General features: G+C 44.1%; 7 protein-coding genes, 2 tRNA genes and 2 rRNA genes (1 of these 11 running past the window's edge). 6 read left to right on the forward strand and 5 right to left on the reverse strand.

Annotation, left to right across the window (positions count from 1 at the left end; translation table 11 throughout):
* Window positions 1-49 precede the first annotated feature (49 nt).
* Complete coding sequence (locus ABWT76_RS01960) at window positions 50-1,279, reverse strand: glycosyltransferase (protein WP_054470258.1); 1,230 nt, start codon at window positions 1,277-1,279, stop codon at window positions 50-52.
* A gap of 701 nt (window positions 1,280-1,980) precedes the next feature.
* Here ABWT76_RS01960 and ABWT76_RS01965 point away from each other — a divergent pair.
* The gene (locus tag ABWT76_RS01965) at window positions 1,981-2,835 is read left to right on the forward strand and encodes a hypothetical protein (RefSeq protein ID WP_354635562.1); all 855 of its coding nucleotides are present in this window, start codon (window positions 1,981-1,983) and stop codon (window positions 2,833-2,835) included.
* A 750-nt stretch (window positions 2,836-3,585) separates the two neighbouring features.
* Here the strand turns inward: ABWT76_RS01965 and ABWT76_RS01970 are convergent.
* The 3 genes from ABWT76_RS01970 to ABWT76_RS01980 all read right to left on the reverse strand — a co-directional run bounded on the left by ABWT76_RS01970 (window position 3,586) and on the right by ABWT76_RS01980 (window position 10,845).
* The gene (locus ABWT76_RS01970) at window positions 3,586-6,390 is read right to left on the reverse strand and encodes a DUF1156 domain-containing protein (protein ID WP_354635563.1); all 2,805 of its coding nucleotides are present in this window, start codon (window positions 6,388-6,390) and stop codon (window positions 3,586-3,588) included.
* Window positions 6,391-6,725: 335 nt separating this feature from the next.
* On the reverse strand, window positions 6,726-8,525 hold the full coding sequence (locus ABWT76_RS01975; RefSeq protein WP_354635564.1) for a serine/threonine-protein kinase: 1,800 nt from the start codon (window positions 8,523-8,525) through the stop codon (window positions 6,726-6,728).
* Window positions 8,526-8,571: 46 nt separating this feature from the next.
* A complete protein-coding gene (locus tag ABWT76_RS01980) occupies window positions 8,572-10,845 on the reverse strand; it encodes a serine/threonine-protein kinase (RefSeq protein WP_054470243.1) in 2,274 nt (757 codons plus the stop codon).
* A 129-nt stretch (window positions 10,846-10,974) separates the two neighbouring features.
* Here ABWT76_RS01980 and mnmE point away from each other — a divergent pair, with 129 nt between their 5' ends.
* A complete protein-coding gene (gene mnmE / locus ABWT76_RS01985) occupies window positions 10,975-12,387 on the forward strand; it encodes a tRNA uridine-5-carboxymethylaminomethyl(34) synthesis GTPase MnmE (RefSeq protein WP_354636378.1) in 1,413 nt (470 codons plus the stop codon).
* Between the two features lie 704 nt (window positions 12,388-13,091).
* On the opposite strand, the gene ABWT76_RS01990 is transcribed toward mnmE, so the two are convergent.
* Complete coding sequence (locus tag ABWT76_RS01990) at window positions 13,092-14,285, reverse strand: iron-containing alcohol dehydrogenase family protein (protein WP_354635565.1); 1,194 nt, start codon at window positions 14,283-14,285, stop codon at window positions 13,092-13,094.
* Window positions 14,286-14,698: 413 nt separating this feature from the next.
* On the opposite strand from ABWT76_RS01990, the gene ABWT76_RS01995 reads away from it, so the two are divergent.
* From ABWT76_RS01995 to ABWT76_RS02010, 4 genes are all read left to right on the forward strand, one after another.
* Window positions 14,699-16,188: ribosomal RNA gene (locus tag ABWT76_RS01995) — 16S ribosomal RNA — on the forward strand.
* Between the two features lie 113 nt (window positions 16,189-16,301).
* A tRNA-Ile gene (locus ABWT76_RS02000) sits at window positions 16,302-16,375 on the forward strand.
* Between the two features lie 52 nt (window positions 16,376-16,427).
* Window positions 16,428-16,500: transfer RNA gene (locus ABWT76_RS02005), tRNA-Ala, on the forward strand.
* Between the two features lie 153 nt (window positions 16,501-16,653).
* Window positions 16,654-16,969 (forward strand): 23S ribosomal RNA (locus tag ABWT76_RS02010); it runs 2,570 nt beyond the window's last position.
* Together the 16S and 23S rRNA genes with 2 tRNA genes alongside form the textbook arrangement of a ribosomal RNA operon.

A 16,969-nucleotide genomic window follows, 5' to 3' on the forward strand; every position in this document is an offset into this window, starting at 1 on the left:
GTTCTTCGACTGATGATGATAGTTTGATACTTTTTTAATTGGTAGAAATTTAGGTGAAAGAAAATTTACACAAGACTTGCTCGTAAAGCTTGCCAGCAGTGTTCCAAGTATATTCGCTTTCAATTAGCGATCGCCCTTGCAAGGATAACTTTTTTCTCAGACTGGAGTCATCAAATAAGCGGCTAATTTGGTGAACATACTCAGAAATCCCATTAGCCCTTAATGCCCGGAGGGGAACATTTGGCCCATCGACGGTTAGCCCTTCCAAACCGCGATCGCTTGCCACCACGGGAACCCCGGCAGCCATTGCTTCCAAGGTTTTGTTTTTAATCCCGTACCCGGTTCGCAAAGGCACCACACAAACCGCAGAACGATGGAGTTCATCACTCATAGAATCAACCTTGCCTGTCACCACCACTCCGGGAATACTTTGCAAATCCATGACTTCTGGGACTGGGCGATCGCCAACAATGGCAAACGTCACATCAGGATAATGCTTTTTGAGTAAAGGTAGCACTTCCACGGCAAAAAAGCGAGCCGCATCTATATTATGGGAAGCATCCATTGCCCCGGTAAACACCAAGCGGTGATTTCTCGGATCCCCTTGCCGGTAGGGAAATAAGTCTAAATCCACCCCATTGGGAATCACTGCAATATTGGCATCGGGGGCGAACTCCTGAAATTGCTGCTGGTCGTCTTCAGTTGTCACCACAATTTGGGAGAATTTGGCGCTGTAGCGTTTTTCATAGTTCAGCAGTAAAGGCAAATAGAGGCGATCGCGCAGAGTATTTTGGCTGGCTCCCATCTCCAAATGGTTGCGCGTCCACCCATAAACCGAACTATGCACATTCACCACCGTGGTTACAGACTGGCAAAACTCAGGGCGAATATAAATCTCATTCACACTATGCTCGCAAGTAATCACCTGATATCGTTTCTGTTCCACAGCCCGATCAACAAACGCCTGAAATTCGGTAGAATAGCGTTGCAACACATTGGGCGGGGTGCCTTTGAGTAATGAGACACCAAACCGGCCTAATTTCCCGCCAAATCCTTGGGATTGTGGATCCTTGGGCAAGGGAAACATGACTAAATCGCTCACCCATTGCTGCAATTCCCTCACCTCCGCATCCGTCACCGTAGCATGGCGCTGGGTGACGAGAGTAATCTGATGTTGCTGAGTCAGGTGTAAATATTTCAGCAGATTAAAAGTTCTAATTTCTGTCCCACCACGATTCGGTGGATAGGGAAAGGTAGACGAAAGCATTAAAATTTTCATAAAACTTAAGAATTTTCAGGAAATCTCTTTAAATCCTTGAGTGTATCTTTAGAGATTCTGTTTCCCTAAAGGATCCCGGTGCGATTTCGCTTTCGCGATCGCGAAAGCGACTCGGCTTAAATTAGGGAGGATCAATGTATGAGAATATTATAACACATTTTATGGCGGATTCGCCGCTGAGATGATGATATTTTTTTTTGTTCAAATACCAATGACCTACATCGATTTGATTAGGAAAATTCCTCATCAAATCAAAAATATATAGTCGGTTTTAATTTTCAACTTAGGGTGGAAAATAATTTGCCCACCCTACTAATAATTCAAAGATATTTTTGTGTTTTTACGATGTAAATATATTTTTATTTGAATAACAATCAATAACAATCAATATACTTATGGCAAAATTATAAAAAGCACTCTAAAAAAGGGGGGTTGGAGCGATCGCTATTCGTTGATGTGGGATGATCAACTATGATGGGAATAATTCTCATAAGTAGACGGGCAGAAATAAATTCACCACAGACCCCATGGTAAGAAAAGCTGTCATTCCCGCCCCACGCCTAAGCGCTCTTCGCGCAGGCTTCGCGCCTTCGCGGGGGTAAACTCCGACGGGAATCCAAAGCCTATCGGCGGGGAACGAAAAGTGCAATTAATTATGTTCACCTACTTATTGTTGTTGCTATTCGGACTAGAGGATAATTATGAATGTGGTGGAGCTAAAATTTTTGTTAAAATTACTGGCGTTTCCGAATTATCGGGGACTAATTAGTCAAATTAAACCTAATCCCAAAACTAGCGCCAGTGAACGAGATAGCATTTGTCGCACCCTGAGCGATCGCGAATTAGTCGCCTACAGCACTGAAATCACAGAATTTAGTATCACTCCTGCGGGTCATGCGCTTTTAGCGCTCAACACCAGCCAATTACCCATTTCCGCAGCGGAACTCCAATTGCTCAAAGCTGCTGCTTCTGGTTTGACCATTGAGGCGGAAACCAGCATTCCCGTATCCCTTAGACAAACCACAATCCAAAATTTAGTCGATCGCGGCTTAATCAAAATTGAAAAAGCTAAAATCCAAGAGGTTTGGCTGACCGAACGCGGGGCAGAATATCTCACTGATGAATATAATCCCAGTGGCAGTGAACCAGTAATTAGTTTAGATTTACTCACTAACTACCTGCGCTTTATCCGCAAATCCCTACGGCAAAAAGAATTAGCGGTCACACCAACGATCGATGAAGTCAAGAGCGAGTTTTCCGATCCAGCATCAGTCCATCATCATCGGCCCGCAGATGCAGAGATTTTGAAAATGATTCAAAATTTAGACCGAGAACTCGCCACTGATAATTATTTACCAATTTTTTATTTGCGTCAGAAGTTGCAACCCCCCTTATCCCGCGAAGAAGTGGATCAAGCCTTATATCGACTGCAACGCAACGACAAGATTGAACTGAGTTCTTTACAAGAAGCGATCGCCTACACCCCAGAACAAATCGAAGCGGGTATTCCCCAAGATATTGGTGGCCCACTCTTTTTTATCATTGTCACCGAATGATGAGATGCTTTTTAGGGTGTAGGGTGTAGGGCAGCGGAGGAGCGGGGATGCAGGGGAGCGGAGGAGCCGCCAATCGTGCAGGGGAGCGGAGGGGCAGGGGCGCAAGCATTGCGCCCCTACATCACCAACCAAACAACAAACAACAAACAACAAATAACCACCAACAAACAACAAACAACCATCAACAAAGAATGTTAGGGCGAAGCATTCGGGTAATAAATTGTTTGTTTTTTCCGGTAGGGGCTTGTAGGGGCAAAGCATTCGGGCAGTTAATTCTCGCTTTTTACGATCAAGATAATTATCCGAATGCTTTGCCCGAACCCGGCAGTTAATTCTCGCTTTTTACAATCAAGATAATTATCCGAATGCTTTGCCAGAACCCGGCAGTTAATTCTCGCTTTTTACAATCAAGATAATTATCCGAATGCTTTGCCAGAACCCGGCAGTTAATTCTCGCTTTTTACAATCAAGATAATTATCCGAATGCTTTGCCAGAACCCGGCAGTTAATTCTCGCTTTTTACAATCAAGATAATTATCCGAATGCTTTGCCAGAACCCGGCAGTTAATTCTCGCTTTTTACAATCAAGATAATTATCCGAATGCTTTGCCCGAACCCGGCAGTTAATTCTCGCTTTTTACAATCAAGATAATTATCCGAATGCTTTGCCCGAACCCGGCAGTTAATTCTCGCTTTTTACAATCAAGATAATTATCCGAATGCTTTGCCCCTACTTTGCCCCTACAGAAATCATAAAATCGTCAATTGTTCATAAACCACCTTAGCCTTAATCTCATCCATTGCTGACCACAAATCCAGCAAATTCCGTTCTTCTGAGATGCGTTTTTTCTCCTCCCCAATCCGGGGAATAGCCTTTAAAGCAACCTCGATCGCCTTCATAAAATTATCATTAGTCACCAAATTGGTATCTTGCATAAACTTACGGACTGCTTGGATATCTTTTTCCTCCTCATAAATAGCGATAATGGCATGAAGTCCATCCACCAAATAACGGCAAGAAAAATCTTTGGCTTCCGTGGAAAAAGCCCGTTTTTTCCATCGTTGGGTTGGAGTTAAGAGTTTACAAGTACCTCCAGAAGCACTTAGCAATTTATGAGTTTTGTCCAAATCGGACACATTAAAACCGCCAATAGCTAAAGCTAATTGTCGCGCTTCATCATAAGGAAATTCGCGGGCTTTAAAAGCATCCCAAGCCAAAAAATACCATTGAGTTAAAGAGTCAAATCCCTGGGTATCCGTTTGGACTAATTTGCGGAAACGATAAGCTGCGATCGCTTTTCGGGCTTCCGCAAAAGCCACCTCTGGGCGAACTTCATCCCCACTGCTATTATAAATGGGATAAGACCGACTAAACACATTTAAAGCCGGACCAAAAGCACTTAAATATAAATCGATTCCCGTAATATCATTATCCTCAAATTCCGGGGCGCGTTGTTCTACCAAATTAGCCACTTCCGGGCGCAAATCATCCCACCAAGCGGGTTCAGCGTTCGGGTTGCGTTTGCGGCAAACTAGCAACACCGTACTAGAAACAGAATTTTTCTGGGCTTGATGTAAATTTTGGGGATTTTCTGTGCTCACAGACCAAGAAGCGGTAATTTCAAAACCCGCATCAATTAATGATTTAGTCAGCACATCCCAGGCGCCGGAATCTTTATGATTAAATTGTACGGTCATCACCCCATCATCCCGCAAAACTCGATAATATTCGCCAAAAGCCAAGGCCATTTTTGCCTCATAATCTTGGGCGGCTAATTCATCGGCTGAAGTACCCATATCCCGAAAACGAGACGGGTTCGCGACCGCTTCTCGGTGTTTATCCGTGAGTTCTGACCAGAATAATTCGGGGAAAATATCCCCTAACGTCCGTTTCATCCAAACATAGAAAAAATCGGAAAGTTCCGCATATTGTATCGTAGCATAATAGGGCGGGTCAGTGACAATTGCATCCACAGATTTATCGGCAATATGATACAGGCTATCCGCCGAAGCCGCATCAATTTTAATGCTTTTGGGTTCAGTTTCTAGGATACCCGGTAAGCTGAGAGAGTGGGACTTTGTGCCGAATAATTCACAAAGTTTAGTGTAGTCATATGTCAAGGCATCTACGCACCAATTCCACAAGCGAGTCACTCCATTAACTTCTGGATAATTCCACATTAAATTTAAAGCGTGTTGTCCACTAGCGAGTTGAATTTGTGACGTGGTTGCACTCCAATGGGCTAAACGAGAGTTTGCATCAACACATCTATCTAATACTAAAGCCAAATAAGTGCAAATTGCCTCTACTTTTTCTGGTTCATATTCAGCCCGGATTAACTCCTTCGCTTCGTTGATAATTTCTACATAAGTCACCAGGGTTAAAAGCTGACGCGGGTTAAACATATCTTTCCATGTCGGACAAAATATTCGGATTTGTTCATCCAAATCTTTGCCTTCAGGAATAAATTCAATAGGAATTAAAAATTTATGTTGTAAATCATCTATATTTTGGTCTAAGTATTGTTGAGCTTGAACGCAAGCATTCAAGTCAGTATTATTAGGAATTCTAAATTCTAAGCTGCCTTTACCTTTTTTATAAGCCACTGCATATAACTGATGTCCTAATCCGGTTTTCTTAGCAGTTTGCATAATCACTTTATTTTCAATATTATTGCCACAATTAGGACATCTACCCACTCCTCGACTAACCGTACTGTAATCATCAGGATTGTATTCGTCCTCATCGGTTTTAATCGTTGTTTCTTTCCCTTTTTTCCCCTTAATTAACTCAAAATTAACCCGCTTTTCTGTCAGATTGTGAATTGGTTTCACCGCGTACCAATCACTCTTAACTTTTCTAGCTTGTCCTTTTCCAGCATAGTTACTTGTTTTACTTAACCACCAATTAGGACTTAATGGCACCACAGACTGACAACTAGGACAAACTACAGTATGTGCCCATAAATAATTTTGCACAACTTCCTCACTTTTGGGGGTTGAAGGGAAAAATTCCGCTAATCTTTTCTCCGCTTCATCCCCGACCCACTTCACCCAACGGTCAATATCCACTTGTAAATCGGGTCCAAATTTTACCGGATATTCCATTGCAGCTTTCATAGTCACAACTGCCACCGGATTCAAATCCGAAGCTAACACATTTAACCCATATCTAGCCGCTTCAAAAGGAATACTCCCCCCACCAGCAAAAGCATCTAAAACTGTAGGGTTTCGGTTGCCCCAAACTCTCTCACAATAATCATGGACTTTCCCTACTCTAAAATATCCTGGGGGCACTTTATAAAGTCGCAAATTAGCATCAGGTTTTAACCCCTCCCATTCTGGATGTAATCCCAGTAAATATTCAAACTCATCTAATGAGATATCCTCTGGCAACAGAGAAGCCAAAACCGAAGCGCGAGAGAAAGATAACGGCTTCCGAGAATACCAGCGATGTAGTCCTTTAAATGGATTGCCCCCATGTTCATAAGCCACCTGTTGATTTAACAGTTTCACTGGGATAATTCTCTCGATAAATAATCTATCTTTGTTCATGGTTATTTGTTGGTTGTTGTTTGTTGGTTTTTGGGTAGGGATTCTTTGTTTGTTGGGGAACGAGGAACGGTTATCAGGGAACGGGGAAATTTATAAGTGAAAAGTTAAAAGTTAAAAGTCGTAGGGGCTTTCTGGCCATATAGCCTGACGGATTATGCTTCGCAAGGACGCCCGTACAAAAGAAATATCACTATTTACTATTTACTATTTACTATTTACTATTCACTATTCACTCTCTCCCCCGCACGGTGAGCGAAGCCTGTCCTGAGCGCAGCCGAAGGGCCGAACCGCCGGTCCCCCGCACGGTGAGCGAAGCCGAACCGCCGCTCCCCAATTTACTGTAACTTTTCCAGTTTCGCCTTGGGATCGATATCACATTCAACCGTGGGCAATTCACAGAGTTCAGCCGCTTTCTGAAAATCACTCTCGGCGTTTTGGCGATGATTTAATTTCAATCTTGCCAGACCGCGATAATAATAAGCTGCCGCCAAATTAGGATTATATGTAATTGCCTGGGTATAATCAGCGATCGCATGATTGAGTTCTCCCAAGGTTTGATAAATTAAACCTCGGCCATAATAAGCATCATATTGAGACGAATTCAAGGCGATCGCCTGATTACAGTCTGCTAAAGATGCGGCTAGGGATTTTTTATCCCCAATCCCAATCAATGCCAGACAGCGATTTGCTAATGCATCCGCATAATTGGGATTAAGTTTAATAGCATAGGAACAGTCGGCGATCGCGGCGGAAAAATCAGACAAATATCGATAAGCTACACAGCGGTTAGCATAAGCCCCAGCATCTTGGGGATTCAATTTAATCGTCTGACTATAATCTGCGATCGACCCTGAATAATCTCCCATTTGAAAACGAATTCTCCCGCGACTATAATAGGCGGATTCATAGTTGGGTAATAATTTAATGGCTTGATTCAAATCTGCGATCGCCGCTTCATTTTTGCCATTTTTTGCCTTTTCCACCGCTTGATTATACAGTCTTTTAGCTTCTAAACTAACCAAATTTTCCCATAAAAAAACTGAAAAGCCTATCGTCAAACCCCCTGCCATAATCAAAATTAATTTGCCCGAAATTACCTGATTTTTTTTTAATCTACTTATAAAACTTTTTTTCAGAAAATTATGGCTATTTTTGCTATGGCTAAAAAAATTTGTATCTGTAATTTTACTTGATAAATTATTTTTTTTATCTTCAAAATATTCATCAGCATCCTGTAAAGTAGACTCATCTGTTTCAAAATTATAATCTACATTTTTTTTGCCCAAATTACCTGATCCAAACCGATATTTAATTTTTTCTAAATCAGCTAAAACTTCTGTAGTAGATTGATAGCGTAAATGATAATCATCCAAAATCATTTTATCAATAAGTTTGGTAAATTCTATGTCAACTTTTGCCAATTGTTTCCAGTGAAAAGAACCACTACTAACCTGATCCATATTTTTAATCATTGGCAGTTCGCGGGGGTGAACCCCAGTTAATGCTTGAATGGCAATCATCCCCACGGCATAAATATCGCTGTTGGGTTTTGGATTGCCTTGAAATTGCTCAAGGGGCATATAAGCAGGAGTACCCGTGGCCATTGTTCTAGTCTGAGATGAAGCATCCCCTTCATTGATTTCTTTAACCGCGCCAAAATCGATTAAAAATAACTGACCATCTGACTGTCGGCGGATAATATTCGAGGGTTTAATATCTCGGTGAATCACGCCATTACTGTGGATAAATGATAGGATTTCTAAGATTTCTTGGATTAAGTTGATCGTATTTAGATCACTCCATTTCCATCCCAAGGTTAACTCGCTAGTCAGAGGATAACCCGCAATATATTCTTCCACTAAATAAAATTGTTGATTTTCCTCAAAATATGCAAAAAGTTGAGGAATATGAGGGTGTTTTCCCAGTTTTTCTAAAATTTTAGCTTCTCGGCTAAATCGACGCTGGGCAGTTTTCAAATTTTTGCCTATTTTCGGAGTTGGCAAAAGTTGTTTCACCACACAAGTCGGGTTTCCTGGTAGACGAGTATCCACCGCTAAATAAGTGGTGCCAAAAGCCCCAGAGCCGATAAATTCAATAATGCGGTAGCGTTTAGCTAAAAATTGGCCGGAGGTCACTAGATTATCACTAAATAAATGAATATTACTTATTGTGGCACTGTTTTTATGGTTTATTTTGCTGCAATAAATTAATTTGATACTGAGCATCATGGTAGCAACCTGTTCTCCCCCGATCAAGACAAAGCTTGCCTGCTGTTTGGAAATCAGCGATCGCCCCAGCCGTATCTTTGAGTTGCACCCGAATCAGACCCCGTTTATAGTAAGCCAGGTCATAATCTTCTTTTAATCTGATTGCTTGAGTATAGTCTAACAGCGCTTCGGGATATTGGTTTAAATCGTAATACACCGTCCCACGATTACCATAAGCTACCGCATCATTCGGCGCTAATCTAATCGCTTGAGTGTAATCATCAATCGCCCCTTGAAAATCATTGGCCGCAGCACGAGCCATTCCTCGATTAGTATAAGCTTTTGCCCCGTTAGGTTCTAGAGCGATCGCCTGGGTACAATCGTTGATCGCCTCTGGATATTTTTGTAAATTCGTATAAGCCAGACAACGATTACTATAAGCTTCAGGATATTCGGCATTTAGTTGAATCGCCTGAGTACAATCTGCGATCGCCCGATCGTACTGCGCCAAATTCAAATAAGCCCCACAACGATTCACATAGATATCGGCATCATCGGGAGTAATTCTTAATGCTTCAGTATAATCCTCCATTGCCCCCTGATAATCTGCCAAAAAAAACCTAGCTCTACCGCGACTATAATAGGCTTGAGCATCATTCGGATTTAATCTAATCGCCTGAGTATAATCCGCGATCGCGCTTTGTTTGTTATCGGCGGCTGAATATGACAATCCCCGATTGGTAAAAGCTGTAGCATCTTCAGGATTCAACTGAATCACCTGAGTATAATCCGCGATCGCCGCTGGATAATTTTTCAGGCGATGATAAGCCAAACCTCTTTGATAATAAGCATCTGCATCCTGAGAATTATTCTCGATCGCCTTAGTATAATCATCAACTGCTGCCTTAAATTGATTTAATTTTAAATAAGCCAATCCCCGATTAAAATAAGCTGCTACATAATTGGGATCTTTTGCCAAAGCCGCCGTATAGTCTTCAACCGCTGCTTGATAATTACCCAGGTCTAATTGAGCATTGGCTCTTTGATAATAAGATTCTGCCGTAGGTTTCAGAGATATTGCTTGAGTAAATTGTTGAATCGCCGCCTGTCGATCCCCACTTGCGGCTCGTTCTTGGGCAATACTTTTTAACTCGGCAATCCGCTGATTCGTATAATTTTTCTTATATAGCCACCCAGCCCAGCCGCAGATAAAAATTAGCAGTCCTACGGCCATCATCATTTTTAGGCTTCTCACCTTTGACCCAGACATCTTCGATGAAATTGCCAAGTTTTCCGGTTGAGTTAAATCAATCGGACGTGGAGCCACCCGCGCCACCCCTTTTAATTGGGCAACTGGGGGGGGCGGTGGTGGCACGGGGATTGATCCGGGCTGAAGCTTTGATGGTGGTACTTTTAACTTTTTCAAAGCCGCCAAAACTTCCGGGGCTGACTGATACCGCTCCTCTGGATTTGAATGCACCATTTTATCCAGCATACTCACTACTTGGGGTCTGGCTTTGACCTGATCGTGCCATGCCAAAATTGGATTTTGGGGATTTTGATGATCCGATATCTGGATTAAATCTTTTCCCTGCAAGCCCGTCAGGGCTTGAATTGCAATTAAACCCAATCCGTAAATATCGCTACTGGTTGACTGACTTTGGCCAAATTCTAACACCAGTTGACTATCGATATTTTCAGAGTCATTCTCTGAAGATTCCCTATAAGTTTTTAGCAATTGAGTATTAATATCTTTATCTTGCACCAGCCCAAAATTAATCAACACCAATTTACCATCAGAACTCCGTCTAATTAAGTTCTCTGCCGTCACCTGGCGATGCACGATCCCATGTCCGTGAACAAAAATTAATATTTCCAAAATTTCCTGCAACAGTTTACATAGCTGGTCTTCGGGCATGGGTATCCCGTGGCCAATTTCATCCACCAGGGAATGACCTGTAATAAACTCTTCGACTAAATAAAATTCTTTGTTCTCTTGGAAAAACGCTAATAATTGGGGAATTTGGTTGTGTTTGCCAAGTCTTTCTAAAAATTCTACTTTTTTCTTTAAAATCAATTCGATAATTTCTATGGATTTACCCTGATTTCTGGGAAGAAGTAGTTGTTTGACAATGCATTTTGGTTCCCCAGGCCGATGAGTATCCACAGCCAAATAGGTTTGTCCCAAACCATTGGAACCTAATTTTTTCTCAATGCGATATCTTCTATCTAATAGTTGGCCAATCATTGCGGCACCCTGCGCTATGTTTGGTGGTGATGTTTATATTGTATTCAATTTGAGAATTTGATGCTGACCACGGCGGTCGGATTTACCATGAAAGTTGACCATTGGCAAACAGGGAAAAATATGTCCAGAATGTCCAGAGATTTTAGTCAAGGAGATACGATCGCCGCGATCGCCACAGCAATTGTCCCACAACAAGGGAGCATTGGCATAGTCCGATTATCTGGAACCGATGCTTTGGCGATCGCGAGGACTTTATTTCATGCTCCCGGATCTCAGCCCTGGGAAAGTCACCGCATCTTATACGGCTACATTTGCCATCCTCAAACGCAACAAGTGGTAGACGAAGCTCTGCTTCTGATCATGAAACCACCCCGGTCTTATACCCGCGAAGATGTGGTGGAATTTCACTGTCACGGTGGGATTATTCCCGTGCAACAAGTTTTGCAGCTTTGCCTAGAACAAGGAGCTAGACTGGCTAATCCTGGAGAGTTTAGTCTGCGAGCTTTTTTGAATGGACGCATTGACCTGACTCAAGCGGAAAGTATTGCTGATTTAGTCATGGCCCGTTCAGCGACTGCGGCTCAAACGGCACTGGCTGGTTTACAAGGTAAATTAACCCAACCGATCCGGCAACTCCGCGCCTGTTGCTTAGATATTCTGGCAGAAATTGAAGCCCGGATTGATTTTGAGGAGGATTTACCGCCGTTAAACGAGCCAGAAATTATCGCCAACATAGACAACATTTTGGCAGAAATGTCCAGAATATTGGCTACAGCGCATCAGGGAGAACTCTTGCGGTCTGGGTTAAAAGTCGCGATTGTCGGGCGACCAAATGTGGGCAAGTCCAGTTTATTAAATGCTTGGAGTCGGAGCGATCGCGCCATTGTCACGGATCTTCCAGGCACCACCCGCGATGTTGTGGAATCTCAACTGGTGGTTAAAGGCATTCCCGTGCAAGTTCTCGATACGGCGGGAATTCGCGAAACCGACGACCAAGTAGAAAAAATTGGCGTAGAGCGATCGCGACGCGCTGCCCAAGCTGCGGATTTAGTGATTTTTACCATTGACGCCACCGCTGGTTGGACATCAGCCGATGCCGAAATTTATACCCAAGTTAAACATCGTCCTCTGATTATCGTCATCAATAAAATAGACTTAGTAGAAAAATTGCCCAGTTTGCCGGAGGGTATTCTTGATGCTAAGACTTCTGTAGAGGCGATCGGCACCTCCGCTACCCGGTTCGATCTTTTTTATGGGCAAGGTATCGAAGACTTAGAAAATGCCATATTAAAAGCCGTCAATCTGGGTGACATACAAGCCGCCAACTTAGAATTAACTATTAATCAACGGCAAGCCGCTGCCTTAACTCGCGCTTACACCGCCCTCAAACAAGTCCAATCAACCATTGCCGATAGTTTGCCCCTTGACTTCTGGACAATTGACCTACGCGGAGCCATTCAAGCATTAGGAGAAATCACTGGGGAAGAAGTCACCGAATCCGTGCTTGATCGAATATTTAGCCGCTTCTGTATTGGCAAATAGTGTTCAAAAAAACCCGGTTTTTCAAAAAAACCGGGTTTCTCTGCCAGCGGTTATTCGGCGCAATTAAGTTTGGGAGAGAAACCCGGTTTTTTCACCCTAGGCGATCGCCGCCATCATTTTGGCTTTAACAGGAATAGGTGAAGTCATAGCGCAGTTATAGCGCCGAATGATGTTTTACTTAGAAAGCGATCCATAGATAAATTTTAAGTCACATCTTCTATCTAACAGAATCACAGATAATTTGTATGTTAAATAAACATTAATTAAACTTCAATTAAGTATTAAATTTTGTTAATTATTTTTAATGTCTGCCAATAATTTTTTTAACTTTAAACAAAAAAACTGAAAATATATTAATTTTTATATTTCCTGAAAAAAAATTAATCTTAATCATAGCCACTATAATTAATATCAATTAAATCATAATCGTCACCTGTAGGCCTATTTGAAACTGATAGCCACAGCCAAAAGAGTCCGTTACGGACTACAATCAATGCAACAGTTACAGTTGTGAACTGTCCCACAATTCTCAACATCCAAAACTCAACTGTTTTTAATATTAAAATTAAACGTAAAAAAAAGCCTATTCGCCTTTGAATAGACTTTGTGGTAAAATTTAAGGGTGATTTAAGGGTGAAGGGATTTAGCGCAATTTGCGGAGTTACTTCCCCTAATCTCTGATGATTTACTTATTGACCACTAGATCATTCTTTTGGAAAACTCCCTACACGCTCTACAGATTGACTATTGCCTAAACGTTCTACGGTCGCCGTTGTTGACACCATTGCCGCCAGGAGTTGATCGGGAACCACCGGAAAAGGCAATCGATGAATATCAGAATTAGGACCACAAGATATTTCTGCCGCCCCTTTCAAATCTTTTAGAGTAATATTTTCCAGCCCCAGGTCATCTAACGTTGCTGGCAAACCAATTTCCCCATAAAATTTCAAAAGCTGCTGTCTAGCAGTGGCAGCTAGTTGGTTGTTTTGCACCATTTCTTCCAGACGCAATTGCACCAAAATGCCGTAGGCTACTTTTTCTCCATGCAATGTGTGATGTTTTGGATCCACATGAGTTAAACCATTATGAACCGCATGAGCGCCGACGGTGCGACATTGAGCGCCCCCTAGTCCGCCGATCGCACCGGCCAGTAAAACAGTGGCGTCTACTACTTCCCGCCAGACTTCGCTCCCCGGTTGTTCCAGGGCAGCGGCGGATTTTTGCAAAAGAATATCCCGAAGCACTCGCGCTTGTTGTACGGCAGCTACTAATAAAGTTTGCTCAGAATGACCGCTACTCACTGAGGCTTCATACCATTTAGCGATCGCATCCCCAATTCCGGCCACTAAAGTCCGTTTCGGCGCTGTAGCAATTAACTCGTAATCCAAAATCAGCAAATCAGGACAACCACCATCCAGAGGCACATCGTAAAGAAACGCCCCGCGATCGCTATATATATTAGACAAAGCCGTCCAAGCCGCACAGGTAGCCGCCGATGAGGGAATAGTCACCACAGGCAAATTACAACGGTGGGCAACCAGTTTCGCCATATCCAGAGATTTACCACCCCCAGTCCCAATAATGAAATCTGCTTGATGCCTCTCCACCGCTGCCATCAGCCTAGCAAGGCTGGCTTCGCTACAATCCGGGCGATAAGACCCTGGGTGAGTCACGATCTGCTGTGCGGCTAAGGCCGGTTGTAATCTTGAAAGGGTGACACTCAGAGAGGAATCTCCCCCGATAATTAAAGAATTTCTGCCGAACCTAGCCAAGATGTCTCCTACTTGTGCCAGAATCCCAAAGCCCCGCATCACTTGTTTGGGGGCTACAGTCAAAGTGGGCAGCGAAGCGAACTCGGCTGTAGTGCTAGGAAAGTTTTCAGAAGTTTTTTCACACATAATATTGGTTTTCCTGAATATCGTTCAATTGATTTGCCTACTGGCTTTCGATGTGGGGGGAAGATCCACAATCACTTCCTTTTTACTTTAGATCCCATAAAAGTAGAAGCGAGCGATCGGCCTCAAAAAAATATTTTCAGAAATATAAAATCCCAAAAAGCTTACCAGACAATGGTTTTGGGGGATAAAAAAATTTTTTTCAAAAAAAGTTGGTCAAAGGGGTTGACAAACCGATTTAGGTTTGTTAGATTAATAAAGTGCCTGACGGACAAAACAACCCACGGCACCCCGCACCTCGATAACTCAATAGTTTGAAAGCCTATCACATTTTGTTGGATCTCGTCAAGTTAATCCTTTTTTCACGAGTTCCCCTCAAAAATTTTTGAGGTAAAGAACTCACATCAAACCTCTTCAACATGGAGAGTTTGATCCTGGCTCAGGATGAACGCTGGCGGTCTGCTTAACACATGCAAGTCGAACGGAATCCTTCGGGATTTAGTGGCGGACGGGTGAGTAACACGTGAGAATCTGCACTCAGGATGGGGACAACAGCGGGAAACTGCTGCTAATACCCAATGTGCCGAAAGGTAAAAGATTTATCGCCTGAGAATGAGCTCGCGGCCGATTAGTTAGTTGGTGGGGTAATGGCCTACCAAGACGGCGATCGGTAGCTGGTCTGAGAGGATGAGCAGCCACACTGGGACTGAGACACGGCCCAGACTCCTACGGGAGGCAGCAGTGGGGAATTTTCCGCAATGGGCGCAAGCCTGACGGAGCAAGACCGCGTGGGGGAGGAAGGCTCTTGGGTTGTAAACCCCTTTTCTCAGGGAAGAAGTTCTGACGGTACCTGAGGAATCAGCCTCGGCTAACTCCGTGCCAGCAGCCGCGGTAATACGGAGGAGGCAAGCGTTATCCGGAATTATTGGGCGTAAAGCGTCCGTAGGTGGTGGGGCAAGTCGGCGGTTAAAGACTGGGGCTTAACTCCAGAAAGGCCGTGGAAACTGCACCACTAGAGGGCAGTAGGGGTAGAGGGAATTCCCGGTGTAGCGGTGAAATGCGTAGAGATCGGGAAGAACACCAGTGGCGAAAGCGCTCTACTGGACTGCAACTGACACTCAGGGACGAAAGCTAGGGGAGCGAATGGGATTAGATACCCCAGTAGTCCTAGCCGTAAACGATGGATACTAGGTGTTGTCTGTATCGACCCAGACAGTGCCGCAGCTAACGCGATAAGTATCCCGCCTGGGGAGTACGCACGCAAGTGTGAAACTCAAAGGAATTGACGGGGGCCCGCACAAGCGGTGGAGTATGTGGTTTAATTCGATGCAACGCGAAAAACCTTACCAGGGCTTGACATGTCGCGAACCTCGCTGAAAGGTGAGGGTGCCTTCGGGAGCGCGAACACAGGTGGTGCATGGCTGTCGTCAGCTCGTGTCGTGAGATGTTGGGTTAAGTCCCGCAACGAGCGCAACCCTCGTTCTTAGTTGCCATCATTCAGTTGGGCACTCTAGGGAGACTGCCGGTGATAAACCGGAGGAAGGTGGGGATGACGTCAAGTCATCATGCCCCTTACGTCCTGGGCTACACACGTACTACAATGGGTGGGACAAAGGGCAGCGAACTCGCAAGAGCCAGCTAATCCCATAAACCCATCCTCAGTTCAGATTGCTCTCTGCAACTCGAGAGCATGAAGGAGGAATCGCTAGTAATCGCAGGTCAGCATACTGCGGTGAATACGTTCCCGGGCCTTGTACACACCGCCCGTCACACCATGGAAGTTGGCCATGCCCGAAGTCATTACTCTAACCCTTCGGGGAGGAGGATGCCGAAGGCAGGGCTGATGACTGGGGTGAAGTCGTAACAAGGTAGCCGTACCGGAAGGTGTGGCTGGATCACCTCCTTTTTAGGGAGACCTGAGAGATGAATTGAGTCCAAACGCACCAATCATAACTCTCATATCCCAGGTCGTTCGAGGTCAAACAAAAAGGCTTTCAAACTAACATCAGGTCGGGACATGGGCTATTAGCTCAGGTGGTTAGAGCGCACCCCTGATAAGGGTGAGGTCCCTGGTTCGAGTCCAGGATGGCCCACTCCCCGCCATCAGTCAGCGCCCAAGCGCTTTTCTGAAAGCGGCCAGCTTTTGGGGGTATAGCTCAGTTGGTAGAGCGCTGCCTTTGCAAGGCAGATGTCAGCGGTTCGAGTCCGCTTACCTCCAGAGAAGACAACCACTGTCAAGCAACTGCACTGGGAATGAACCAGACAGACTGCTGGACAGAATCTGTCCAGAATGAACCTAGAAAATTACATAGAAACCGAATCAAAGGTGTATCCATTTTCGAGAAATCGAGGATATGAATCAAGCCAATGTGGTCAAGCTACAAAGGGCTAATGGTGGATACCTAGGCACGCAGAGGCGAAGAAGGACGCGGCTACCGGCGAAACGCTTCGGGGAGCTGGAAACAAGCATTGATCCGAAGGTGTCCGAATGGGGCAACCCCTAGTACGGCTGACTGAATCTATAGGTCAGCACGAGCCAACCGGGCGAACTGAAACATCTTAGTAGCTCGAGGAAAAGAAATCAAACAGAGATTCCCTGAGTAGTGGTGAGCGAAAGGGGAAGAGCCTAAACCAATGGTTTTTACCGTTGGGGTCGTGGGACAGCCACAAGTGACTGTGAAGGTTAG

The organism is Planktothricoides raciborskii GIHE-MW2 (assembly GCF_040564635.1).
GTDB lineage: Bacteria > Cyanobacteriota > Cyanobacteriia > Cyanobacteriales > Laspinemataceae > Planktothricoides > Planktothricoides raciborskii.

Bases quoted from the DNA above. Each gene is read 5' to 3' on its own strand.
- ABWT76_RS01990 (WP_354635565.1), bottom strand. From the start codon at position 14,285: ATGTGTGAAAAAACTTCTGAAAACTTTCCTAGCACTACAGCCGAGTTC.
- ABWT76_RS01965 (WP_354635562.1), top strand. From the start codon at position 1,981: ATGAATGTGGTGGAGCTAAAATTTTTGTTAAAATTACTGGCGTTTCCG.
- mnmE (WP_354636378.1), top strand. From the start codon at position 10,975: ATGTCCAGAGATTTTAGTCAAGGAGATACGATCGCCGCGATCGCCACA.
- ABWT76_RS01970 (WP_354635563.1), bottom strand. From the start codon at position 6,390: ATGAACAAAGATAGATTATTTATCGAGAGAATTATCCCAGTGAAACTG.
- ABWT76_RS01960 (WP_054470258.1), bottom strand. From the start codon at position 1,279: ATGAAAATTTTAATGCTTTCGTCTACCTTTCCCTATCCACCGAATCGT.
- ABWT76_RS01980 (WP_054470243.1), bottom strand. From the start codon at position 10,845: ATGATTGGCCAACTATTAGATAGAAGATATCGCATTGAGAAAAAATTA.